The 18904-nt window shown below is 73.0% G+C and carries 20 protein-coding genes and 2 tRNA genes; 12 read left to right on the plus strand and 10 right to left on the minus strand.

The window, feature by feature from the left end; all coding sequences use genetic code 11:
• Positions 1 to 37: 37 nt before the first annotated feature.
• Together E0W78_RS00795 and E0W78_RS00800 are read right to left on the minus strand one after the other, a co-directional pair.
• Positions 38 to 1465 (minus strand): hypothetical protein, encoded by a 1428-nt coding sequence (locus tag E0W78_RS00795; RefSeq protein ID WP_207392564.1) that lies wholly within the window; start codon positions 1463 to 1465, stop codon positions 38 to 40.
• A gap of 25 nt (positions 1466 to 1490) precedes the next feature.
• Entirely contained in the window at positions 1491 to 3095 is a 1605-nt protein-coding gene (locus tag E0W78_RS00800; protein ID WP_165570351.1) for a diacylglycerol kinase family protein, read from the minus strand.
• Positions 3096 to 3201: 106 nt separating this feature from the next.
• Here E0W78_RS00800 and serS point away from each other — a divergent pair, with 106 nt between their 5' ends.
• Together serS and E0W78_RS00810 are read left to right on the plus strand one after the other, a co-directional pair.
• Positions 3202 to 4470: a serine--tRNA ligase gene (serS, locus tag E0W78_RS00805; RefSeq protein WP_131401956.1), complete on the plus strand. Its 1269-nt coding sequence runs from the start codon at positions 3202 to 3204 to the stop codon at positions 4468 to 4470.
• Complete coding sequence (locus E0W78_RS00810; RefSeq protein ID WP_242686167.1) at positions 4467 to 5252, plus strand: HAD family hydrolase; 786 nt, start codon at positions 4467 to 4469, stop codon at positions 5250 to 5252. The genes serS and E0W78_RS00810 overlap by 4 nt, the downstream gene beginning before the upstream one ends.
• 70 nt (positions 5253 to 5322) lie before the next feature.
• Here E0W78_RS00810 and E0W78_RS00815 read toward each other — a convergent pair whose 3' ends face one another.
• The 4 genes from E0W78_RS00815 to E0W78_RS00830 form a co-directional block, all read right to left on the minus strand.
• Positions 5323 to 5988 (minus strand): SDR family oxidoreductase, encoded by a 666-nt coding sequence (locus E0W78_RS00815; protein WP_131401957.1) that lies wholly within the window; start codon positions 5986 to 5988, stop codon positions 5323 to 5325.
• Positions 5989 to 6064: 76 nt separating this feature from the next.
• Positions 6065 to 6613, minus strand: a complete 549-nt coding sequence (locus E0W78_RS00820; RefSeq protein ID WP_131401958.1) for a WhiB family transcriptional regulator — start codon at positions 6611 to 6613, stop codon at positions 6065 to 6067.
• 32 nt (positions 6614 to 6645) lie between these two features.
• Complete coding sequence (locus E0W78_RS00825; RefSeq protein WP_131401959.1) at positions 6646 to 7176, minus strand: proteasome activator; 531 nt, start codon at positions 7174 to 7176, stop codon at positions 6646 to 6648.
• 13 nt (positions 7177 to 7189) lie between these two features.
• A complete protein-coding gene (locus E0W78_RS00830) occupies positions 7190 to 8164 on the minus strand; it encodes an NAD(P)H-quinone oxidoreductase (protein ID WP_131401960.1) in 975 nt (324 codons plus the stop codon).
• A gap of 38 nt (positions 8165 to 8202) precedes the next feature.
• Between E0W78_RS00830 and E0W78_RS00835 the strand changes: the two genes are divergently transcribed.
• The 8 genes from E0W78_RS00835 to E0W78_RS00870 all read left to right on the plus strand — a co-directional run bounded on the left by E0W78_RS00835 (position 8203) and on the right by E0W78_RS00870 (position 15573).
• Entirely contained in the window at positions 8203 to 9693 is a 1491-nt protein-coding gene (locus E0W78_RS00835; protein ID WP_131401961.1) for a hypothetical protein, read from the plus strand.
• On the plus strand, positions 9690 to 10637 hold the full coding sequence (locus E0W78_RS00840; protein ID WP_131401962.1) for a phosphatase PAP2 family protein: 948 nt from the start codon (positions 9690 to 9692) through the stop codon (positions 10635 to 10637). Before E0W78_RS00835 ends, E0W78_RS00840 begins: the two co-directional genes overlap by 4 nt.
• 48 nt (positions 10638 to 10685) lie before the next feature.
• Positions 10686 to 11480: a carbon-nitrogen hydrolase family protein gene (locus E0W78_RS00845; RefSeq protein WP_131401963.1), complete on the plus strand. Its 795-nt coding sequence runs from the start codon at positions 10686 to 10688 to the stop codon at positions 11478 to 11480.
• The gene (locus E0W78_RS00850; protein WP_131401964.1) at positions 11477 to 12529 is read left to right on the plus strand and encodes a hypothetical protein; all 1053 of its coding nucleotides are present in this window, start codon (positions 11477 to 11479) and stop codon (positions 12527 to 12529) included. The genes E0W78_RS00845 and E0W78_RS00850 overlap by 4 nt, the downstream gene beginning before the upstream one ends.
• Positions 12530 to 12680: 151 nt before the next feature.
• Positions 12681 to 14762, plus strand: coding sequence for a fibronectin type III domain-containing protein (locus tag E0W78_RS00855; RefSeq protein WP_207392565.1), 2082 nt, complete (start codon positions 12681 to 12683; stop codon positions 14760 to 14762).
• A gap of 83 nt (positions 14763 to 14845) precedes the next feature.
• A tRNA-Ser gene (locus E0W78_RS00860) sits at positions 14846 to 14936 on the plus strand.
• 27 nt (positions 14937 to 14963) lie between these two features.
• Entirely contained in the window at positions 14964 to 15419 is a 456-nt protein-coding gene (locus tag E0W78_RS00865) for a hypothetical protein (RefSeq protein WP_131401965.1), read from the plus strand.
• Positions 15420 to 15486: 67 nt separating this feature from the next.
• Positions 15487 to 15573, plus strand: a tRNA-Ser gene (locus E0W78_RS00870).
• A gap of 444 nt (positions 15574 to 16017) precedes the next feature.
• Here the strand turns inward: E0W78_RS00870 and E0W78_RS16345 are convergent.
• The 3 genes from E0W78_RS16345 to E0W78_RS00875 all read right to left on the minus strand — a co-directional run bounded on the left by E0W78_RS16345 (position 16018) and on the right by E0W78_RS00875 (position 16761).
• Entirely contained in the window at positions 16018 to 16161 is a 144-nt protein-coding gene (locus E0W78_RS16345; protein WP_019143925.1) for a GPGG-motif small membrane protein, read from the minus strand.
• Positions 16162 to 16237: 76 nt separating this feature from the next.
• Complete coding sequence (locus E0W78_RS16350; protein ID WP_165570352.1) at positions 16238 to 16393, minus strand: hypothetical protein; 156 nt, start codon at positions 16391 to 16393, stop codon at positions 16238 to 16240.
• 194 nt (positions 16394 to 16587) lie between these two features.
• The gene (locus tag E0W78_RS00875) at positions 16588 to 16761 is read right to left on the minus strand and encodes a CsbD family protein (RefSeq protein WP_131401966.1); all 174 of its coding nucleotides are present in this window, start codon (positions 16759 to 16761) and stop codon (positions 16588 to 16590) included.
• Positions 16762 to 16898: 137 nt separating this feature from the next.
• Here E0W78_RS00875 and E0W78_RS16355 point away from each other — a divergent pair, with 137 nt between their 5' ends.
• Positions 16899 to 17147 (plus strand): hypothetical protein, encoded by a 249-nt coding sequence (locus E0W78_RS16355; RefSeq protein WP_165570353.1) that lies wholly within the window; start codon positions 16899 to 16901, stop codon positions 17145 to 17147.
• Positions 17148 to 17217: 70 nt separating this feature from the next.
• Positions 17218 to 17589: an ATP-binding protein gene (locus E0W78_RS16360; protein WP_165570354.1), complete on the plus strand. Its 372-nt coding sequence runs from the start codon at positions 17218 to 17220 to the stop codon at positions 17587 to 17589.
• Between the two features lie 6 nt (positions 17590 to 17595).
• Here the strand turns inward: E0W78_RS16360 and E0W78_RS00885 are convergent, their stop codons facing one another.
• Positions 17596 to 18903, minus strand: coding sequence for a bifunctional dTDP-4-dehydrorhamnose 3,5-epimerase family protein/NAD(P)-dependent oxidoreductase (locus E0W78_RS00885; protein WP_131401968.1), 1308 nt, complete (start codon positions 18901 to 18903; stop codon positions 17596 to 17598).
• Position 18904: the final 1 nt, after the last annotated feature.

Below are 18904 nucleotides of genomic sequence, written 5' to 3' on the forward strand. Positions count from 1 at the left end.
CACTCAGCGCGAGCCGAACCCTCCGGCGAGGTGAGGGTCAGCCGCGGAGGGCGCCGACGCCGAGGATCGCGGCCAGGCCCAGCGCGCTGCGCGGGTGGTACGCCGCGGTCCACAGGCCGCCGTGGCACGCCCCGGCCGCCTCGTCCATCCAGGGCTCGGCCTCGGCCGGGGCGCCGGACTTGAGGTCGTGCACGAGCAGCGCGGCCATGAGCGTGTTGCTGGTCGCGGGGTCGAACACCTCGACGCCGAACCGGTGCGCGCCGGCGTAGGCCGCCGCGAGCGCCTTGTTCTTGACCACCGAGCGGGTGCGGGTGGACGGCGCGACGTTGAGCGAGACGCGGGCGCCGTCGTGGCGGGCGGCCGTCGCGCGCCAGCGCTGCAGTCGCTTGGCGAACGCGTAGTTCGGGCCCTGCTGCGGCACGAGGGCGTCGCAGATGCCGGGGTCGGCCGCCGGCGGGTAGTTGCGGGTGAGCAGGCGTCCGCCGGCCAGCGTGCGGACGGTGCGCCGGCTGAGCCGCGACATCGCCCCGCCCGCGCGGTACGCCGCGTCGGCCCTGACGACCTCGTCGCGCGGCACCGCGAACACGTCGGTCGGCGTGGCCAGGAAGGCCAGCGCGGTGTCGGCCCGCCGCTCGAGCAGGTGCGCGCCCAGCGCGTCCGCGGCCATCGACAGGCGGACGTGGGTGCCGCCGTCGGCGTAGCAGTAGTTGCCGAGCACCAGGGCGCCGTCGATGCCGTCGAGCCACTCGGCGATGGCCGGCAGCTCGGTCAGCAGGTCCGCGCCGGCGTCCGACCCGGCGCCGCCGACGATGCGGGCGGGCAGGCGCACGCGTCCGGCCAGCGAGGTGGCGGTCTGGCGGATGCGCTCCTGGACGTCCTCGCGCGGCAGGTCGAGCGCCACGACGTCCGCGCCCCAGCGCAGCAGCGCGTGCATGGGCCCCATCTCGGCGCCGGCACCCAGGACGACGACCGTCTCGCCGTCCAGCCGCAGCCACTCGGGGTGCTGCTGCACGAGCCGGACGCGGTCGGCCGCGGACGTGGTGATGACGCCGCGCGCGACCCAGTCGTCGAGCTGGGCGTCCAGCGCGTCGCCGCGCAGGCGCTCGCCGCGGTAGGGCAGGGTCAGCTCGGTCTCGGGCTCGGCCTCGCCCTGCACCTCGACGGTGTGGAAGGCCTGGGTGAGCGGGTGCGTGCCGATGGCCTCGCCGAGCGGGGTGTCGCCGTAGGTGAAGTGGCCGTACGCCGAGGCCAGGCCGTCGGCGGCGATGGTGTGGGCCGACGACGCCTCGCCGATGCCCGCCTCGACCGCGCGGCGGAAGTGCGAGAGGTACTGGCGGCGCCAGGCGGTCTCGTGCTCGACGGCACGGGCGCCGACGGGGTCGGCCTTGCGCAGCGCGTCCGCGAGGACGGTGCGGGCGGTCGAGGAGGTGCTCTCGGAGGGGAAGCTGACGGTCGGTTCGCTCACCCGAGGCACGGTAATCCCTTACCGGTCAGTCGCGAAGACCGACGTCGTCCGGCACGCGGACGAGCAGCACACCGGCGCTGATGGTCGCCTCGATCCGGGTGCCCTCGCCGACCGGATCGCCGTCCAGCTGCATCGGCATCGGCTCCTTGGCCTCGATGACGATGCGGGTGCCGGTGAAGCGCTCGAGCTTGTCGTTGGTGCGCTTGCCGCGGGTGAACAGGCGCGCGCCGATCGCGAGCCAGCCGATGAAGCGCTTCGGGGCGAGCACGACCGCGTCGAGCAGGCCGTCGTCGATCCGGGCGTCGGGCAGCAGGGGGATGCCGGCCTGCAGGAAGCCCACGTTGCCGACGACGACGGTGCGGGCCTTGAGCTTGACCGGCTCGGCGTCGTCCACGGTGATCTTGACCCGCTGCGCCGGGTAGCGCGCCGCCTTGACGCCGGAGACGAAGTACGCCGCCCAGCCGACCTTGGCCTTCAGCTCCTCGTCGACGCCGGTCATGATCGCCGCGTCCATGCCCAGGCCGGCCATGACCAGGAAGCTGGTGCGGGCGGCCTCGGGGGCGTCGGACGTGAAGTGGCCGAGGTCGACGGCCCGGTCCTGGCCGCTGAACGCGACGTCCATCGCGTCGCGGATGTTCAGCGGGATGTCCAGGTTGCGGGCCAGCAGGTTGCCGGTGCCGTGCGGGACGATGCCGACGGGGACGCCGCTGCCGGCCGCGACCTCGCACACGGTGCGGACGGTGCCGTCGCCGCCGGCCACGACGATGAGGTCGACGTCGGCCTCGAGCGCCGCCTGCGCCTGGCCGGTGCCCGGGTCCTCGATGGTGGTGCGCAGCCACATCGGCTCGCGCCACCCGTGCAGGCGGGCGACCTCGGCGACGCGCTCCTTGAACGTGTCGACGTCCCCGACCTTGGCCGGGTTGAGCACGACGGCCGCGCGCCGCGGCTCGGCCCCCGGGGCGGCCGGGACGAGCGGCGTGCCGGTGCGGTCGGTGCGCAGCAGGATCGCCCACCACAGCAGCGCGACGAGCACGCCCTCGCTCAGGCCGGCGGTGACGTCGCTGGGGAAGTGGGCGCCGTAGAAGACCCGGCTCGCGGCCACGAGCAGGGCGAGCAGGACGAGCAGCGCGACGAGCAGGCGCCGGCGCAGCCCGCGGCGCATCGCCACGAGCGTGACGATCACCAGCACGGTGCACCCGACGCCGGCGGAGGACGAGTGGCCGCTCGGGAACGACAGTCCGTGGAAGACCTCGAGCGGGTCCTCGTGCACCGGACGGTCACGGTCGAAGACGAGCTTGAGCAGCGGGTTCAGCAGGGCCTCGGTCACGCCGGCGGCGACGACGAACGCGGCGACCCGGGGCGCGCCACGGCGCCACGCCCAGAACGCGACCAGGAGCAGCACCGGCGTCCAGGTCCAGCGGTCCAGGCCGATGCTCGCGGCCTTGGCCGCGTCGTGCACGACGTCGTGGGTGCTGGTGAACAGCAGGGCCCGCGACGACAGGCGGGTGTCGAGGTCCTGCAGCCAGGACGAGCCGGTGGCCACCAGGGTGCCGAGCGTGACCAGGACGGCGAGGAGGAGGGCGGCGAAGGTGCCCAGGAGGACCGGGTGGGTCGGGCGTGCGCGTCGCACGTCGATCGTCACCAGCAGCTCCCCTCGTCGTCGGCCGAACCGGGCCAGCGTAGTGCCCGGCCGACGGGACCGCGCTGCCACGGGCCTGCGCCGATAGGCTGGGCGCGTGATCGACGCCAAGCTCCTGCGTGAAGACCCTGACCTCCTGCGTGCCGCCCAGCGACGTCGTGGGGAGTCCGAGAGCCTCGTCGACGAGCTCGTCGCCGCCGACGAGCGCCGGCGCTCCTCGATCGCCTCCTACGAGGCCGTCCGGGCCGAGCAGAAGTCGATCGGCAAGCTGGTCGCGAAGGCGTCCGGCGACGAGAAGGCCGAGCTGCTGGCGCGCACCAAGGCCCTGTCGGCCCAGGTGAAGGAGGCCGAGGCGGCACAGGGCGAGGCCGCCCAGGCCTTCGAGCGGCTGCTCAAGAGCCTGCCGAACCTCGCGTCCGAGCAGGCGCCCGAGGGCGGCGAGGACGACTTCGTCGTGCTCGACACCGTGGGCACCCCGCGCGACTTCGCCGCCGAGGGCTTCGAGCCCAAGGACCACCTCGAGCTCGGCGAGGCGCTCGGCGCGTTCGACGTCGAGCGCGGCGCCAAGGTCTCCGGCGCCCGCTTCTACTACCTGACCGGGGTCGGTGCCCAGCTCGAGCTCGCGCTCACCCAGCTGGCGATGAGCAAGGCCGCCGAGTGGGGCTTCACCCCGATGATCCCGCCGGCGCTGGTGAAGCCGCGGGCCATGGAGGGCACCGGCTTCCTCGGCCAGGCCGCCGACGACGTCTACTACCTGCCCAAGGACGACCTCTACCTCGTCGGCACGAGCGAGGTGCCGCTGGCCGCGTACCACTCCGACGAGATCCTGGACGCCGGAACTTTGCCGCGGCGCTACGCCGCGTTCAGCCCCTGCTACCGGCGCGAGGCAGGCTCGTACGGCAAGGACACGCGGGGCATCTTCCGCGTCCACTGGTTCGACAAGGTGGAGATGTTCGTCTACACGACGCCCGAGGAGGCCGCGGCCGAGCACGAGCGGCTGCTCGGCTGGGAGCGCGCCTGGCTGGACGCGCTCGAGCTGCCCTACCGCGTGGTCGACGTCGCCGCCGGCGACCTCGGCCTGTCGGCCATCCGCAAGTTCGACTGCGAGGCCTGGATCCCGACCCAGGGCAAGTACCGCGAGGTCTCGTCGGCGTCCAACTGCACGCAGTTCCAGGCCCGCCGGCTCGACATCCGCGAGCGCACCGACGAGGGCCCGCGCCACGTCTCGACGCTCAACGGCACCCTGTGCGCCATGACCCGCACGATCATCGCGCTGCTCGAGAACGGCCAGCAGGCCGACGGCTCGGTGCGGCTGCCCAAGGCGCTGCACGGCCTCCTGCCCGCGGTGCTGGAGCCGCTCTCGTGACCGCCTTCCAGCCCAAGCTGGTCGCCCTCGACGTCGACGGCACCATCGTGGACGAGCGCAACCAGCTCACCGCACCGGTGCGCGAGGCCGTCCGTGGCCTCGCCGCCCGTGGCCTCGAGGTGGTCATCAGCACCGGACGCGCGATCCCCGGCGTCCTGGACGTCGTCGACAAGCTCGGCCTCGACGGCCGCCACGCGGTCGCCTCCAACGGAGCCGTGGTGCTGGCCCACCCGCCGGTCGACATCCTGCACACGGTCACCTTCGACGCGTCCGAGGCGGTGCGCCGCGTGCTGGCCGAGATGCCCGACGCGATCGTCGCCGTCGAGGAGCTCGGCACCGGCTACCGCGTGAGCCGCCCGTTCCCGACCGGCGAGATCAACGGCACGATCGTGGTCGAGGACGTCGAGTCGCTCATCGCCGACCCGGTCGTGCGCGTCATCATCCGCAGCCCCGACCACGCGCCGGAGGAGTTCGGCGAGATCGTCCGCAGCCTCGGCCTGGACGACACGTCGTACTACATCGGCTACGACGCCTGGCTCGACCTCGCGCCGCAGGGCGTCTCGAAGGCGTACGGCCTCGAGGTGCTGTGCGAGCGGCTCGGCGTCGACCGCTCCGAGGTGCTCGCGGTCGGCGACGGCAACAACGACGTCGAGATGCTGCAGTGGGCCGGACGCGGCGTCGCCATGGGCCAGGCGCCGGACCTGCTCAAGGACGTCGCCGACGACGTCACCGGGTCGATCCACGAGGACGGCCTGCTCACCGAGCTCCAGCGCTACCTGTAGCCCCGGCGGCGATCGAGAGCGACGCCGCCGGTCTCGCGTGGCTCGATCGCCCGAACCGGCCGCGTCCGGCTCAGTAGCGAGCCGAGAACCCGCCGTCGGCGTGCAGCAGCTGGCCCGAGATCCAGCGGCCGGACGGCGACACCAGGAACGCGACGACGTCCGCCACGTCCTGAGCCGTGCCGAGCCGTCCCAGCGGCTGGTGCGCCGCGAGGGCCTCGCGGAGGTCGTCGTCCATCCAGCCGGTGTCGACCGGCCCCGGGTTGACGACGTTGGCCGAGATGCCCAGCGGGCCGAGCTCGCGGGCCGCGGAGATGACGATGCGGTCCAGCGCCCCCTTCGACGCGCCGTAGGGAAGGTTGCCGGTGGTGTGGTCGCTGGTGAGCGCCACGACGGCGCCGCCGCCGTCCGGCACCTGCCGGGCGAACCCGGCCACCAGCAGCAGGCTCGCGCGGGCGTTGACGGCGACGTGCCGGTCGAAGCTCTCGGCGGACGTGTCGAGCACGCCGGACTCGACGTCGTGCGCGTGGCTCAGCACCAGCGCGCTGACCGGCCCTCGCTCGGCGGTCACGGCGCGCAGCAGCTCGTCCGGTCCGGTGGGGGTCGACAGGTCGCAGGGGAAGTCGGTCCCGTGCAGGTCGGACGTCGCGACGTCCCAGCCGTCGGCCCGCAAGCGCGGGACGATGCCGGCAGCGAGGCCCTCGGGACGGCCGGCGCCGGTGACCAGGGCGAGAGACATGGCCCCACGGTAGAGCCCCGGACGCGACGAGGCGCCCTTCCCCGTGCGGGGAGGGCGCCTCGTCGTGGGAGCCGGCTCAGGCGACCTTGCTGGTCTCCAGGCTGTCGAACGCGTCCAGCACCTCGTCGGTGGTGGGCACCCGGCGGATGGTGGGCGGCGCGGCGGCGACCTGGGCGGCCTGGCGCTCGCGCTCACGGCGCAGGTGGCGCTTGATCGTGGAGGTGGAGCAGCCGAGCCGCTCGGCCAGCTGGTGGCAGGTGTCGTTCGGGTAGGCCTGGCGCATGGCCACGACGGACTCGTGGTCGACCGGGCCGGCTCCGACCCGCGGGGCGCCGATGACGCCCGGGGCCGGCTGGCCGATCTCGACGCCGAGCATCGAGCGCATCTCGCGTCGCTGGTCCTCGGTCGTGCAGGCGACGTAGCCGCTCACGTCGACCTCGACCACCGAGCGGTACAGGCACTCCACGAACAGGGGGCACGCCGCGCACTGGCGGTGCGCGGCCTGCATGCGGGCCTGCTGATGACGCTGGTCGCCCGGACCCTCGTCGCTCAGGTCGTACGGGAGGAAGTCCTCCGGGGACTTCGCGCAGGCGGGGATGTAGGAGTCCGTCTCCATCGTCGTCACAGCAACCTCCGAGGGTGGAACTGTGACGTACGTTACAGGTACATGCCTCCGGTGACACCGTCCGCGTCGATATTTCTCGTTTCGCCCTCTTTGCCACCGTTTGGCCCCGGCAGAGCCAGCCGGATGTTCTGCAGCTGCTGCTGCGCGGCGACCTGCTGGGCGTAGAACGCGGCCTGGATGCCGTGGAACAGTCCCTCGAGCCAGCCGACCAGCTGGGCCTGGGCGATGCGCAGCTCGGCCTCGCTCGGGGCCTCGGCGCCGAACGGCAGGCTCAGGCGCTCCAGCTCCTCGACCAGCTCGGGCGCGAGGCCGTCCTTGAGCTCGGTGATCGACTGCTCGTAGATCTCGCGCAGGCGCGAGCGGCTGGCCTCGTCGAGGGGCGCGGACTTCACCTCCTCGAGCAGCTGACGGATCATGCCGCCGATGCGCATGACCTTCGCGGGCTGCTCGACGAGGTCGGCGGGACCGGGCGCCGCGGGCGCCTGCTCACCGCCCTGCTCGGCGTCGGCCTGCACGGTGACGGGGCGACCGTCCGGTCCGATGACCTGGAACTCTTCGGGCATGCCGCCAGCGTAGTCAGCGCACGCGAAGCAGCACCTTGCCGACGTGGGAGGACTCCTCCAGCACGCGGTGCGCCTCCTGGACGTCCTCGAGGTCGATCGTGGTGTGGACGACCGGGCGCACGGCACCGCTCTCCAGGAGCGGCCACACGTGCTCGACCGTCTCGGCGACGATCGTGGCCTTCTCCTCGGCCGGACGGGCGCGCAGCGAGGTGGCGGTGACCGAGGCGCGCTTGGCCAGCAGCCGGCCGAGGTCGAGCTCGGCCTTGGTGCCGCCCTGCATGCCGATGACGACGAGCCGTCCGCCGGTGGCGAGCACCCGGACGTTGCGGTCGAGGTACTTGGCCCCCATGTTGTCCAGGACGACGTCCGGCCGCGCGTCCGCCTCGGTCAGCACCTCGACGAAGTCCTGCTCGCGGTAGTTGACCAGCACGTCGGCGCCGAGCTCGCGGCACGCCTCGAGCTTCTCGGGCGTGCCGGCGGTGACGGCGACGCGGGCGCCGAGCGCGGACGCCACCTGGATCGCGCACGTGCCGATGCCGCTGGACCCGCCGTGGACCAGCAGCGTCTCGCCCTCGCGCAGCCCGGCGGTCATGAACACGTTCGACCACACCGTGCAGAAGACCTCCATGAGGCCGCCGGCGGTCACCAGGTCGATGCCCTCGGGCACCGGCGCGACCTGCCCGGCCGGCACGGCGACCTGCTCGGCGTACCCGCCGCCGGACAGGAGCGCGCACACCTCTTGGCCGACCTCGAGACCCTCGACGCCCTCGCCGAGCGCGGCGACGCGGCCCGAGCACTCCAGGCCCAGGACCCGCGTCGCGCCGGCGGGCGGGTCGTAGAAGCCCTGGCGCTGCAGCACGTCGGCGCGGTTGACCGCGCTGGCCACGACGTCGATCAGCACCTCGCCGGGGGCGGGCGCGGGGGCGGGCAGGTCGGCGACGACGAGGGCGTCGGGACCACCGGGCTCGGGGACGTGGACGGCACGCATGCGTCCACCGTACGGGGGACGAGCGGTAGGTTCTGCGGGTGACGTCGACGCCGCCCGTGCCCCGCCCGGTCGGCGAGTCCGCGTCGGCGGCCCGGTGCAGCGCCGGGGTCGTCGCCCTGCTCGCGCTGCTCGCCGTCGTGCTGCGGCTGCCGTTCCTGGGAGCGCGGCCCGGCCGCGACGAGGCCGGCTACCTCATGGTCGGCGCCGGCTGGGGCCACGGCGACGACCTGTACGGCCGCTACTGGGTCGACCGTCCGCCGCTCCTGCTCTGGATCTACGAGGCCGCCGGCGACCTCACGACCCTGCGCCTGGTCGGCTGCCTGGCCGCGGCCGCCGTCGTCGTGCTCGTCGGCGCCGCCGCGCACGTCGCCGCCGGGCCCCGGGCCGCCGCGTGGGCCGCCGGCGCGGCCGCCCTGCTGACCGCCCAGCCGTGGCTCGGCACGGTGCGCGTGAACGGCGAGATCCTGGCCGCGCCGTTCGCCGCCGCCGCGATGCTCGCGACGGTGCTGGTCGTCCGCCGCCGAGGACGGTGGTGGCTCGCCGCCCTGGCCGGAGCGATGGCGACGCTGGCCGTGGCCGTGAAGCAGTCCACCGTCGACGCGGCCGTCTTCGTCGTGGTCGCCCTCGCCACGGTCGCCTGGCGCGGACGCCGTCCCCGTCGCGAGCTCCTGGTCGTCGCGGCCGGCGTCACCGGCGGCGTCGTGCTGGCCCTGGCGGTGCTCCTCGCGCTCGCCGCGGCTCGCGGCACGGGTCCGTCCGCCCTGTTCGACGCCGTCGTGTGGTTCCGGGTCGAGGCGGGGGAGACCATCCGGACGTCCGCCTCGGACGCGACCGGCGAGCGGCTGCTCGTGCTCGTGGCCACGTGGCTGGTGAGCGGGCTGTCGCTGCTGACCGCCGCCACCCTGGTGCTGGCCGCCCGGCGGCGCGACCCGGTGGTGCTGGCGGTCGCGGCCGCCCTGCTCGCCGGCACGTCGGTCGCCCTGTTCGGCGGCAGCTACTGGGCGCACTACCTCATCGCGCTCGTCCCGGCCGCCGCGCTGGGCGCCGGCCTCGCCGCCGTCGCCGTGCCGCAGGTGTGGCGCCGCGTGGGGGCCGGCGCCCTCGTGCTGGCGACGGCCGTGACCGTCGTGCACGCGGTGGCGGTGCCCGACCGCGACGGCCTCGAGGCCGAGGTCGTCGGACGGGCGCTGGAGCGGGTCGCCCACCCCGGTGACACCGCCGTCGTCGCCTACGGGCAGCCCAACGTCCTGCTCAACGCCGGGATGCAGAGCCCCTACCCGTACCTGTGGAGCCTGCCGGTCCGCGCGCTCGACCCCGACCTCGACCGGCTCGGCGACACCCTCGCCGGGGCCGACGCCCCCACGTGGCTCGTCGACTGGAGCGGCTTCGACGACTGGGGCGTCGACGCCTCGCGGCTCGTCGCCGTGGTCGAGCGCCACTACCGCCCCGTGGGGTCGGTCTGCGGACGCGAGCTCTGGCTCGACCGCCGGGTCGAGCGCGCGACGCCGGCCGCGGAGGCCTGCCGATGACCGACCAGCGTCCGGGCCGGGCGGCCGACGCGACGTCCGCCGACGCGTACCGCTCGCGCTGGCGTCCGCTCGCCGTGGCCGTCTACGTCGTCGCCCTGGCCGCCTGGATCGTCACCGTCGGCGTGCCGACCGACCCGTTCCAGATGTTCGCGTGGATGTGGCTCGCGGTGGTCGCGTGGCGCTTCGGCGCCCCGGCGCGCGTCCACCTCGCCTTCGTGAAGGACTGGTGGCCGGCCTTCGCCGTGCTCGTGGCCTACCTCTACAGCCGTGGCCTGAGCGACGAGCTGATCGGCGTCCCCGTGCACTGGACGATGCCGATCCAGGTCGATCGCTGGCTGACCGGCGGGAACGAGCTCCCCACGCAGTACCTGCAGGACGCGCTGTGCGGCGATCCGTGCCTGCGCTCCTTCCCGCCCGCCTGGTACGACGTCCTGCTGACGACCGTCTACTACAGCCACTTCGTCGTGGGGCTCGGCCTGGCGCTGGTGCTCTGGGTCCGCCGCCGCACGGACTGGGTCGCCTGGCTCACGCGCTACCTGACGATGAACCTGGCCGGCCTGGTCGTCTACGTGCTCTACCCGATGGCGCCGCCGTGGCTGGCGTCGAAGGAGGGCTACGTCGCCGAGAGCCTGCCGCGCCTGACCGGTCGCGGCTGGGAGGACGTCGGCCTGGGCGGCTTCCACGTCGTCCTCGCCTCGGTCGGCAACCCGGTGGCCGCGATGCCGTCGCTGCACGGCGGCATCGCGATGCTCGTGGCGCTGTGGACGGTGCACCGCCTGCGCAGCCCGTGGCGCTGGACGGCGCTGCTCTACCCGCTCGTGATGGCCTTCGCGCTCGTCTACTACGCCGAGCACTACGTGATCGACATCCTCGCCGGGTGGGCGCTGGCCGGCCTCGTCATGGTCGCCGTCGGCCGCTGGGAGTCCCGCCGCGACGCGGCCTGAACCGCACGGGTCGTCGCAGGGCTGGGTCGCACCTGCCAGAATCGACGGGTGCGTCCTGTCGTCGTCCAGCTCTCCGCGTCCCTCGACGCCGCCGCGAACCGTGCGGCCGTCGGGCGGGTGCTCGACGCCGTCGACCCCGCGCAGCGACCCGACGTGGTGCTCCTGCCGGAGGCCACGATGGCCGACTTCGGCCGCCACGACACCGACCTGCGTCCGCTCGCGGAGCCGCTCGACGGCCCGTTCGTCGAGCTGCTGCTGCGCCAGGCGCGCCGGCTCGGCACGACCGTCGTCGCCGGCATGTTCGAGGCCACGGACGACCTGCCCTTCAACACGCTGGTGGCCGCCGGACCGGACGGCGACCTGGTCGCGACGTACCGCAAGATCCACCTCTACGACTCCTTCGGGTACCGCGAGTCCGAGCGCCTGGCCGCGGGCGAGGTCGAGCCGGTGACCGTGCCGATCGGTGACGAGGTGCTGGGTCTGATGACCTGCTACGACCTGCGGTTCCCCGAGCTGGCGCGAGGTCTGGTCGACCGCGGCACCGACGTGCTGGCCGTCCCGGCCGCGTGGGTCGCCGGCGAGCGCAAGCTCGACCACTGGCGCACCCTGCTGGCCGCCCGGGCGATCGAGAACACCGTCGGCGTCGTCGCCGCCGCGCAGTGCGGCCGCGGCTACACCGGGCACTCGACGATCCTCGACGCGTCCGGGGTCGTGCTGGCCGAGGCCGGCGACGAGCCGGCCGTGCTGACCGCCGACCTCGACCCCGAGGCGCTGCGCGCGACCCGCGAGACGAACCCGTCGCTGGCCAACCGCCGCATGGGGGCGACGGGGGTGCGCCCGTGACCACCGCGACCCAGGGTGGACGCCGTCGGCTCGAGGCGCCCGCGACCCCCGCCTACGACCTGCCGACCCGGCAGCCGCGCCTGCGTCCCGAGCTGGGCCGCTGGGCCCGGATCACGGTCATCGTCCTGTGGCTCGTCTCGACGGCCCTGGCGACCACGTCCGTGGTCGCGGTCGGCGCCCCCACCTGGATCGAGCGGCCGGCGGCCGGCGTCCTGCTGGTGGTGCTGGCCACGATGCTCACCCACCGGGTCGGCGGCTACCTGCGCATCTGGGTCAGTCTCGCCGGGCTCCTGGCCGTGTCGGCGGTGGTGATGGAGCGCAACGTCACCATCTCCGCGGCCGCCGGTGTCACGGCCGTGGTCGCCACGGTGGCCTCGGTGCTGCTCACGCGTCCGGCCCGCACGCTGGGGCAGGTGGTGCGCGAGTACGGGGTGGCGATCGCCGTGGCCCTGTCGGGCACGGTGGGCGTCGCCGCCTGGAACGCCCCGGTCGGCTACCAGCGGTTCAACCTGCTCGTGCTCGGCACGTCGCTGGCCCTGGCCATCGCCGTGGTCTGGAGCCTCGGCGCCGGACTGCACGGCATGAGCCGGCAGGGCGTCGCGGTGCTCGTGGGCGTCGCCGTGCTGCTCATCGTCCTGCTCGCCTACAGCTCGTTCGTGCGCACGCACGGCTCGGAGACCGTCGTGGACGCCTTCACGTCCACGGTCACCTGGCTGCGCGAGACCGTCGGGGGCGTGCCCAGACCGGTCGAGGTGCTGATCGGCCTGCCCGCCCTGGTGGTCGGCACGTCGGTCCGCTCGCGCCACCGCGAGGGCTGGTGGATCCTCGTCTTCGCCGTCATCGGCACCGGCGTCATGACCACGTCGCTGGTCGACCCCAACGCCTACCCGAGCTACGTGGGCCTCTCCACGCTGTACTCGATCGTCCTGGGCCTGGCCGTCGGCCTGGTCGCCCGTCGCATCGCGCTGCGCGACCGGTCGGCTCGCCGCAACCGCGCCATCGAGCGTCCCTCGCGCGTCGAGCCGCCGCGCCACGAGCCCCTGCGCTGACCCGACCGGGCCATGCCCGGTGGTCCGTCCGGGCGAGTGTTGGGACGTTGTTCACCTCCGCCTCCTCGTTGCACGGCTGAGCGGTCACCCCACCTCGTTTGAGTCGTCGTGGGCGGCCACCGGTCGCCGTGACTCCGAGAGAGGAACGACATTGAACGTCCGCATGCTGCGTGGTGCGCGCCGACCGGCCGTCGCCGGACTGGCGGCCGTGCTCGCCGGAGGGATCCTGACGCTGCCGTCCGGGGCCATGGCCGACGACCCGGTCCAGCCGACCCGCGTGATCCTCACGCCCACCGAGACGCCCGAGACCAGCCAGGCCATCACCTTCCAGGGAGCCGAGCTCGACGACACCTCCGCGAAGGTCGAGATCAAGCCGGCCGCCGGCGGGGCGACCCGGGCCGTCAAGGCCTACCTGCAGCCCAAGAGCATCAGCAACGACTTCCCGCACTTCTCGACCGTGGTGTCGGGCCTGAAGCCGGGGACGGACTACACCTACCGCGTGTCCACCGACGGCGCCTGGAGCGACTGGGCGACGTTCGGCACTGCCGACCCCGACGAGAAGGACTTCTCGTACGTCTACTACGGCGACGCCCAGATCGGCCTGGACACCACGTGGCCCGAGGTCGTCCGCCAGGCCCAGGCCAAGGCGCCGGACTCGATCGGCTCGGTGCACGCCGGCGACCTGATCGACACCGCCAGCAACGACGTCCAGTGGCAGAACTGGTTCAAGGGCATGAAGTCGGCCGCGACGACGACCAACGTCTTCGCCGCCCCGGGCAACCACGAGTACTCCGGCGACAAGCTCATGACCGCCTGGAAGGCCCACTTCGAGTACCCGGCCAACAACCCGAACGACTCCACCATCGGCGAGATGGCGAAGCTGGCCGAGGGTGACTCCGAGGTCGCGCAGCAGTACCGCGCCTACTTCGACCACTGGAGCGAGTTCGCCGCCGAGACGGTGTACTTCTCCGACTACCAGGGCGTCCGCTTCATCACCGTCAACGCGACCCGCGACACGACGTTCCTGACGCCCGACGCGCTGCCCGCCTGCACGGCCGCGGACTGCCCGAGCACCAAGGTCGCCGAGCTGTGGACGCAGTACCAGGCCGCCTGGCTGGACCACGTCCTGACCGAGAGCCCGTCGAAGTGGAACGTCGTCACCTTCCACCAGCCCGTGTACTCGGGCTCGGAGGGCCGGAACGAGCCGGTGCTGCGCCAGTACTGGGTGCCGGTCTTCGAGAAGCACGACATCGACCTGGTGCAGATGGGGCACGACCACGTCTACTCGCGCGGCTTCAAGGACACCACCGCCACGACGACCCCGGGCGTGACGTCCGGCCCGGTCTACATCGTCAGCAACTCCGGAGCGAAGCACTACGACCTGGAGACCGACGAGAAGAACGTCTGGACGAACAACGGCGCCACCCAGGTGCAGAAGGGCGAGGACTTCACGACCTACCAGGTCGTCGAGGTCAGCGAGGACACGCTGACCTACTCGTCCTACATCGCCGAGATCACCCCGTCGGCGCAGTGGTTCAAGAACGGCAAGAAGGTCGACACCGCCTACCAGGTCGGCGACCTGTGGGACCGCTTCACCGTCCACAAGACCGACGCCGGCAAGAAGGCCGTCGTGGAGGACGGCGTGACCCCGCCGGTGCTCGAGCAGCCCGACGCCGCCCCGGTGATCGCCGGGCAGCCGAAGGACGTCCGCGCGAAGGCCGGCGACACCGTCCGCCTGAGCGTGTCCGCCACCGCCGCGAAGCCGCTCAGCTACCAGTGGCAGCGTCGCTCGGGCAACGGCGCGTGGACGGACCTGACCGGCAAGCGGGGCGCCTCGCTCGACCTGACCAAGGTCACCCCGGCCGAGAACAGCCGCCGCTACCGCGTGGTCGTGACGGCCGGCACCCGCAGCACGGTGTCGCGCGAGGTCTCGCTGAAGGTCACCCAGCGGGCGTCCTCGGTGAAGATCGGCTCGGTCACCGCCAAGCGCGGCAAGGCGGTGAAGGTCAAGGTCCGCCCGAGCGTGGACGGCACCGTCAAGGTCCGCGTCAAGCAGGGCCGCACGACGCTCACCAAGATCGTGCGGGTCAAGGCCGGCCGGACGGTCACGGTGAGCCTGCCGCGCCTGTCGAAGAAGGCCTCCGGCCGCGCGACGGTCACGGTCTCGCTCGACGCGGCCGGCTCGGTCTACGCCGACTCGTCGGCCCGGACGTCGGTGAAGGTCCGCCGCTAGGACCCGCGAGCGCGCCGGCCCCCGCCCAGCCCGGGCGGGGGCCGACGTGCGTCCCGGTACCCTGGCCACGGCCCTCGGGCCGAGGAGGGGTGCCGGAGTGGCCGATCGGAACCGCCTTGAAAGCGGTCGCTGGTGACGAGCCAGCCGCGGGTTCGAATCCCGCCCCCTCTGCCACCGACCACCGACCAGCGAAGGACCCGCGTGTCCAGCACGACCTACCGTCTCGCCCGCCCCTACGCCCTGCGTGCGTTCGGGTTCCACTTGATCGCCGCCGCGGTCACCGCGTTCGCCGGCGTCCTGGCGCTCGGCTCCGGCACCACCTGGGTGGACGTCGTGGGCTGGGTGCTGCTCGGCGTCACGGCGCTGGCCGTGCTCGACGGCGTCCGCGTGCTGGTGCGGCCGCCGGTGGTCGCGCGCCTGGACGAGCGTGGGATCCGGGCGGGACGGGGCGGTCAGGGTGAGCTGCGGGTCCTGTGGCGCGACGTGGAGACGGTCGAGTACGCCGACGAGGGCGGGCCGCGCCGCATGCAGCTGACGCTCAAGGCGGGCGGCGCGCCGTACGTCGCGCTGAGCGCGGTGGGCGAGCGCTCGGACGAGCTGATCCGCGAGGTGCACGCCCGGATGAACAGCGCGAACGGCTACCGCACGTTGGAGTGAGCGGCCCCGATTCGTCGCGGGGCGGACGGGTTTAGTAGCCTGTCCTGGTTGCCGTCTTCGGCGACGTGGAGATGTCGCATAGTGGCCTAGTGCGCCCGCCTGCTAAGCGGGTTGAGGTTGAAACCTCTCGCGGGTTCAAATCCCGCCATCTCCGCCGAAAACGCACGAAGCAGGACCGGAGCGACCAGTCACCGAGGTGGCTGGTCGTTCTGCGTGGTGCCCACGGCGGAGCTCGCTCCGGCTCCCACGCACGAAGCAAGACCGGAGCGACCAGTCACTGAGGTGGCTGGTCGTTTCGTTTCGGTACCAGGGGCGGAGCTCGCTCCGAGGTGCGTGGCGAGGCTGGCCCAGGAAGCACGGCACCCGGGCGAGGAGTGCGGCTCGCCCGCCGAGGTCGGTCGCGAGCCAGCAGGACTCCCTCCGACAAGCTCAGGAAGCGGGAGCGGGATCGCTCCCTTCGACAGGCTCAGGGAGCGGCGAGAGCGAACCCAGCGGCTCCCTTCGACAAGCTCAGGAAGCGGGAGCGGAAGCGGAGCGCCCGCAGACACGGCGAGAGCCCCCCACCGGTGGTGAGGGGCTCTCGTGCGTCCAGCGGTGCTTACGTGAAGATGCTGACACCGCCGGGGCCGACGAGCAGACCGACGACGATCAGCACGATGCCCCACAGGATTTCACGTCGCAGCAGGGCGAAGACGCCCGCGACGACCAGGATGACGGCAAGGATCCACAGCAGGGTGCTCATGGTGCACTTCCTTCCTCCGGACTAGGACGGGACGACGATGGCACCACCGGAGCGGTCGCGCACGTCGAGCGCCGGCCTAGCGGACGAAGCGGTACCGGACGAGCGTGCGGCCGTCGTGCTCGACGGCCTCGCCGGGGCCCTCGAGGCGCCAGCCGTCGGAGGTCATCGCGTCGAGCAGCTCGTGCAGGGGTCGCGGGCCGTCGGGGTCGAACAGCTCGGTGCGCGTGGTCACCGGTCCATTCCACCGCAGGGGTCCGACGGCGGGGCGAGGGCGTCCGGGTGCGCGGTGGAAAGGGCCCGGACATGCAGCGAGCCGCCACGCGTTCGGGGGGTACGCGCGGCGGCTCAGCCAAGGACGACTGTAGGCGGGGACCCGGGGTCCCCGCCAGCCGTCAGGTCGAAAATGACCCGATGGAACTAGACCGATCAGTGCTTGAAGGCGTCCTTGACCTTCTCGCCGGCCTGCTTGAGGTCGGACTTGGTCTGGTCGCCCTTGCCCTCGGCCTCCAGCTCGGGGTCGTCCGTGGCCTTGCCGGCGTGTTCCTTGGTCTTGCCCGACAGGTCCTCGGCCGTGTTCTTCAGCTTGTCGTCGATGCCCATGACGCTCTCCTTCTGTCGTGCGCCCGGAAGCTCGTGTGGCGCTCCCGTTGCGCGATGAATAAGTTTTGAATAGGTTTAGCCTAGCGCGCGGATCCAGACAGGCAATCCGTGCAGGTCCGAGCAGGAGGGAGCGCCCCATGAGCGCGATCCACGTCGTCCCCACCGGTGGCGCTTCGCGGCGTCCCAAGCGGCGCAGCCAGTGGGCGCGCCTCAGCTTCCGCCTGGAGGCGTCGCACGCCCAGCGCCTCCTGCGCGAGTTCCGTCGTGACGAGTCGGTCCGGGCCTTCGGCCGGGTGCTCGGCGACGGCTCGGTCGTCCTCGTCGTCCACTGCCCGCGTCGCTACGAGACGGTCCAGAGCGTCCGTCGACGCGTCGAGACGGCGTGAGGCCGCTGTGGTGACGGACGTGAACCATGAGGGCGACTACGTGGACGGCCGACCCGCTCAGTCGAGCGGCGTGTTCGCACTTCCCTTCGAGCCGGCCAGCCCCGGCGAGGCGCGGGCGAAGATCGCCTCGGCGCTCGCCGACCACGGCGTGCCCCAGTCGGTGATCGACGACGCGGTGCTCGTGGTCAGCGAGCTCGTGACCAACGGCATCCGCCACGGGGCTCCGCGCCCCGACGGCACCCTCGAGGTCGCCTGGCGGACGTTCGAGAGCCTGGTGCAGGTCGCCGTCGTCGACGGCGGCACGGTCTCCACGCTCGAGCCGCTGCAGCTCAACGACGTGTCGCTGTCGGGCCGCGGCCTGCACATCGTCAACTTCGTGGCCGACTCCTGGCGGGTCGAGAGCGACGGCGGCACCCGCATCGTCGCCGACCTCACCTTCTGAGCCGCGCTACTCCAGCGTGCTGAACCGCGGCCGCGGCGCGAGCTGCTTGCCGCGCCCGTAGTCCTCGGTCGACGTGGGGGTGACGCGCGCCGGGTCGTGACCGGCCTGCTCGAACACGTCACGCGCGATCTGGAACCACGAGCGCGGCTCCCCGCCGCTGGTGACGTGGTACGTCCCGTACGGCCGGCGCTCGCGCACCAGGTCGACGATCTCGCGGGCCAGGTCGGACGTGTGGGTCAGCAGCCCCACCTGGTCGTCCACGACCGCGGGATCCACGCCGTCCTCGGCCAGCCGCTGCATGGTCGCCACGAAGTTGGGCCCGTCGCCGACCACCCAGCTCGTGCGCACGACGTAGTGGCGCGGCACGGTCTGCACCACCGCGTCGCCCGCGGCCTTGGTCTGGCCGTACACGCCGAGCGGGCTGAACGTCTCGTCGACGGGGTGGCTCTCGCGCTCGCCGTCGAACACGTAGTCGCTGGACACCTGCACCAGCGTCAGGCCGTGGCGGGTGGCGACCTTCGCCAGCTCGACGACGCCGTGGACGTTGACCCGCCACGCGTCGCGCCGGCCCTGCGGGGTCTCCGCCTCGTCGACCTTCGTGTAGGCGGAGGCGTTGACGATCGTGTCGTAGCGGCGCCAGTCGACCCGCTCGTAGGCCGCCGGGTCGGTGACGTCGAAGTCCTCGCGTCCCCACGCGTCCGCCTCGGGCAGGAGCTCCCGGAGCGCCCGGCCGAGCTGGCCGTTCGCTCCGAGCACGAGGGTGCGGCGCGGCGGCACCGGGCGGACGTCCGCCAGTCGGGGGTGGGCGCGGTCCTTGTCGCTCAGCTCGGCCCGGTCGAGCGGGACCGGCCACGCGATCGCGGCGGTCTCGTCGGCCAGGTTGAGGAAGGTGTAGGAAGCGTCCGGGCTCCAGTGGTCGTTGACCAGGTACGTGTAGGCGGTGCGCTCCTCGAGCGTCTGGTAGGCGTTGCCGACGCCCTGCGGGACGAACACCGCCCGGCCGGGGCCGACCTCGGTGGTGAAGACGGTGCCGAAGCTCTCGCCCTCGCGCAGGTCGACCCACGCGCCGAAGATGCGTCCGGTGGCGACCGAGACCAGCTTGTCCCACGGCTCGGCGTGGATGCCGCGGGTCGTGCCCACCGCCTCGTTGTAGGAGACGTTGTTCTGCACGGGGCCGAAGTCGGGCAGGCCGAGGGCGACCATCTTCTCGCGCTGCCAGTTCTCCTTGAACCAGCCGCGGTTGTCGCCGTGCACCGGCAGCTCGAGCACGAGCAGGCCGGGGATCGCGGTGGCGGTCAGCGTGAGGTCGTCCATC

Source organism: Aeromicrobium sp. IC_218, from assembly GCF_004336805.1.
Classification (GTDB): Bacteria; Actinomycetota; Actinomycetes; order Propionibacteriales; family Nocardioidaceae; genus Aeromicrobium.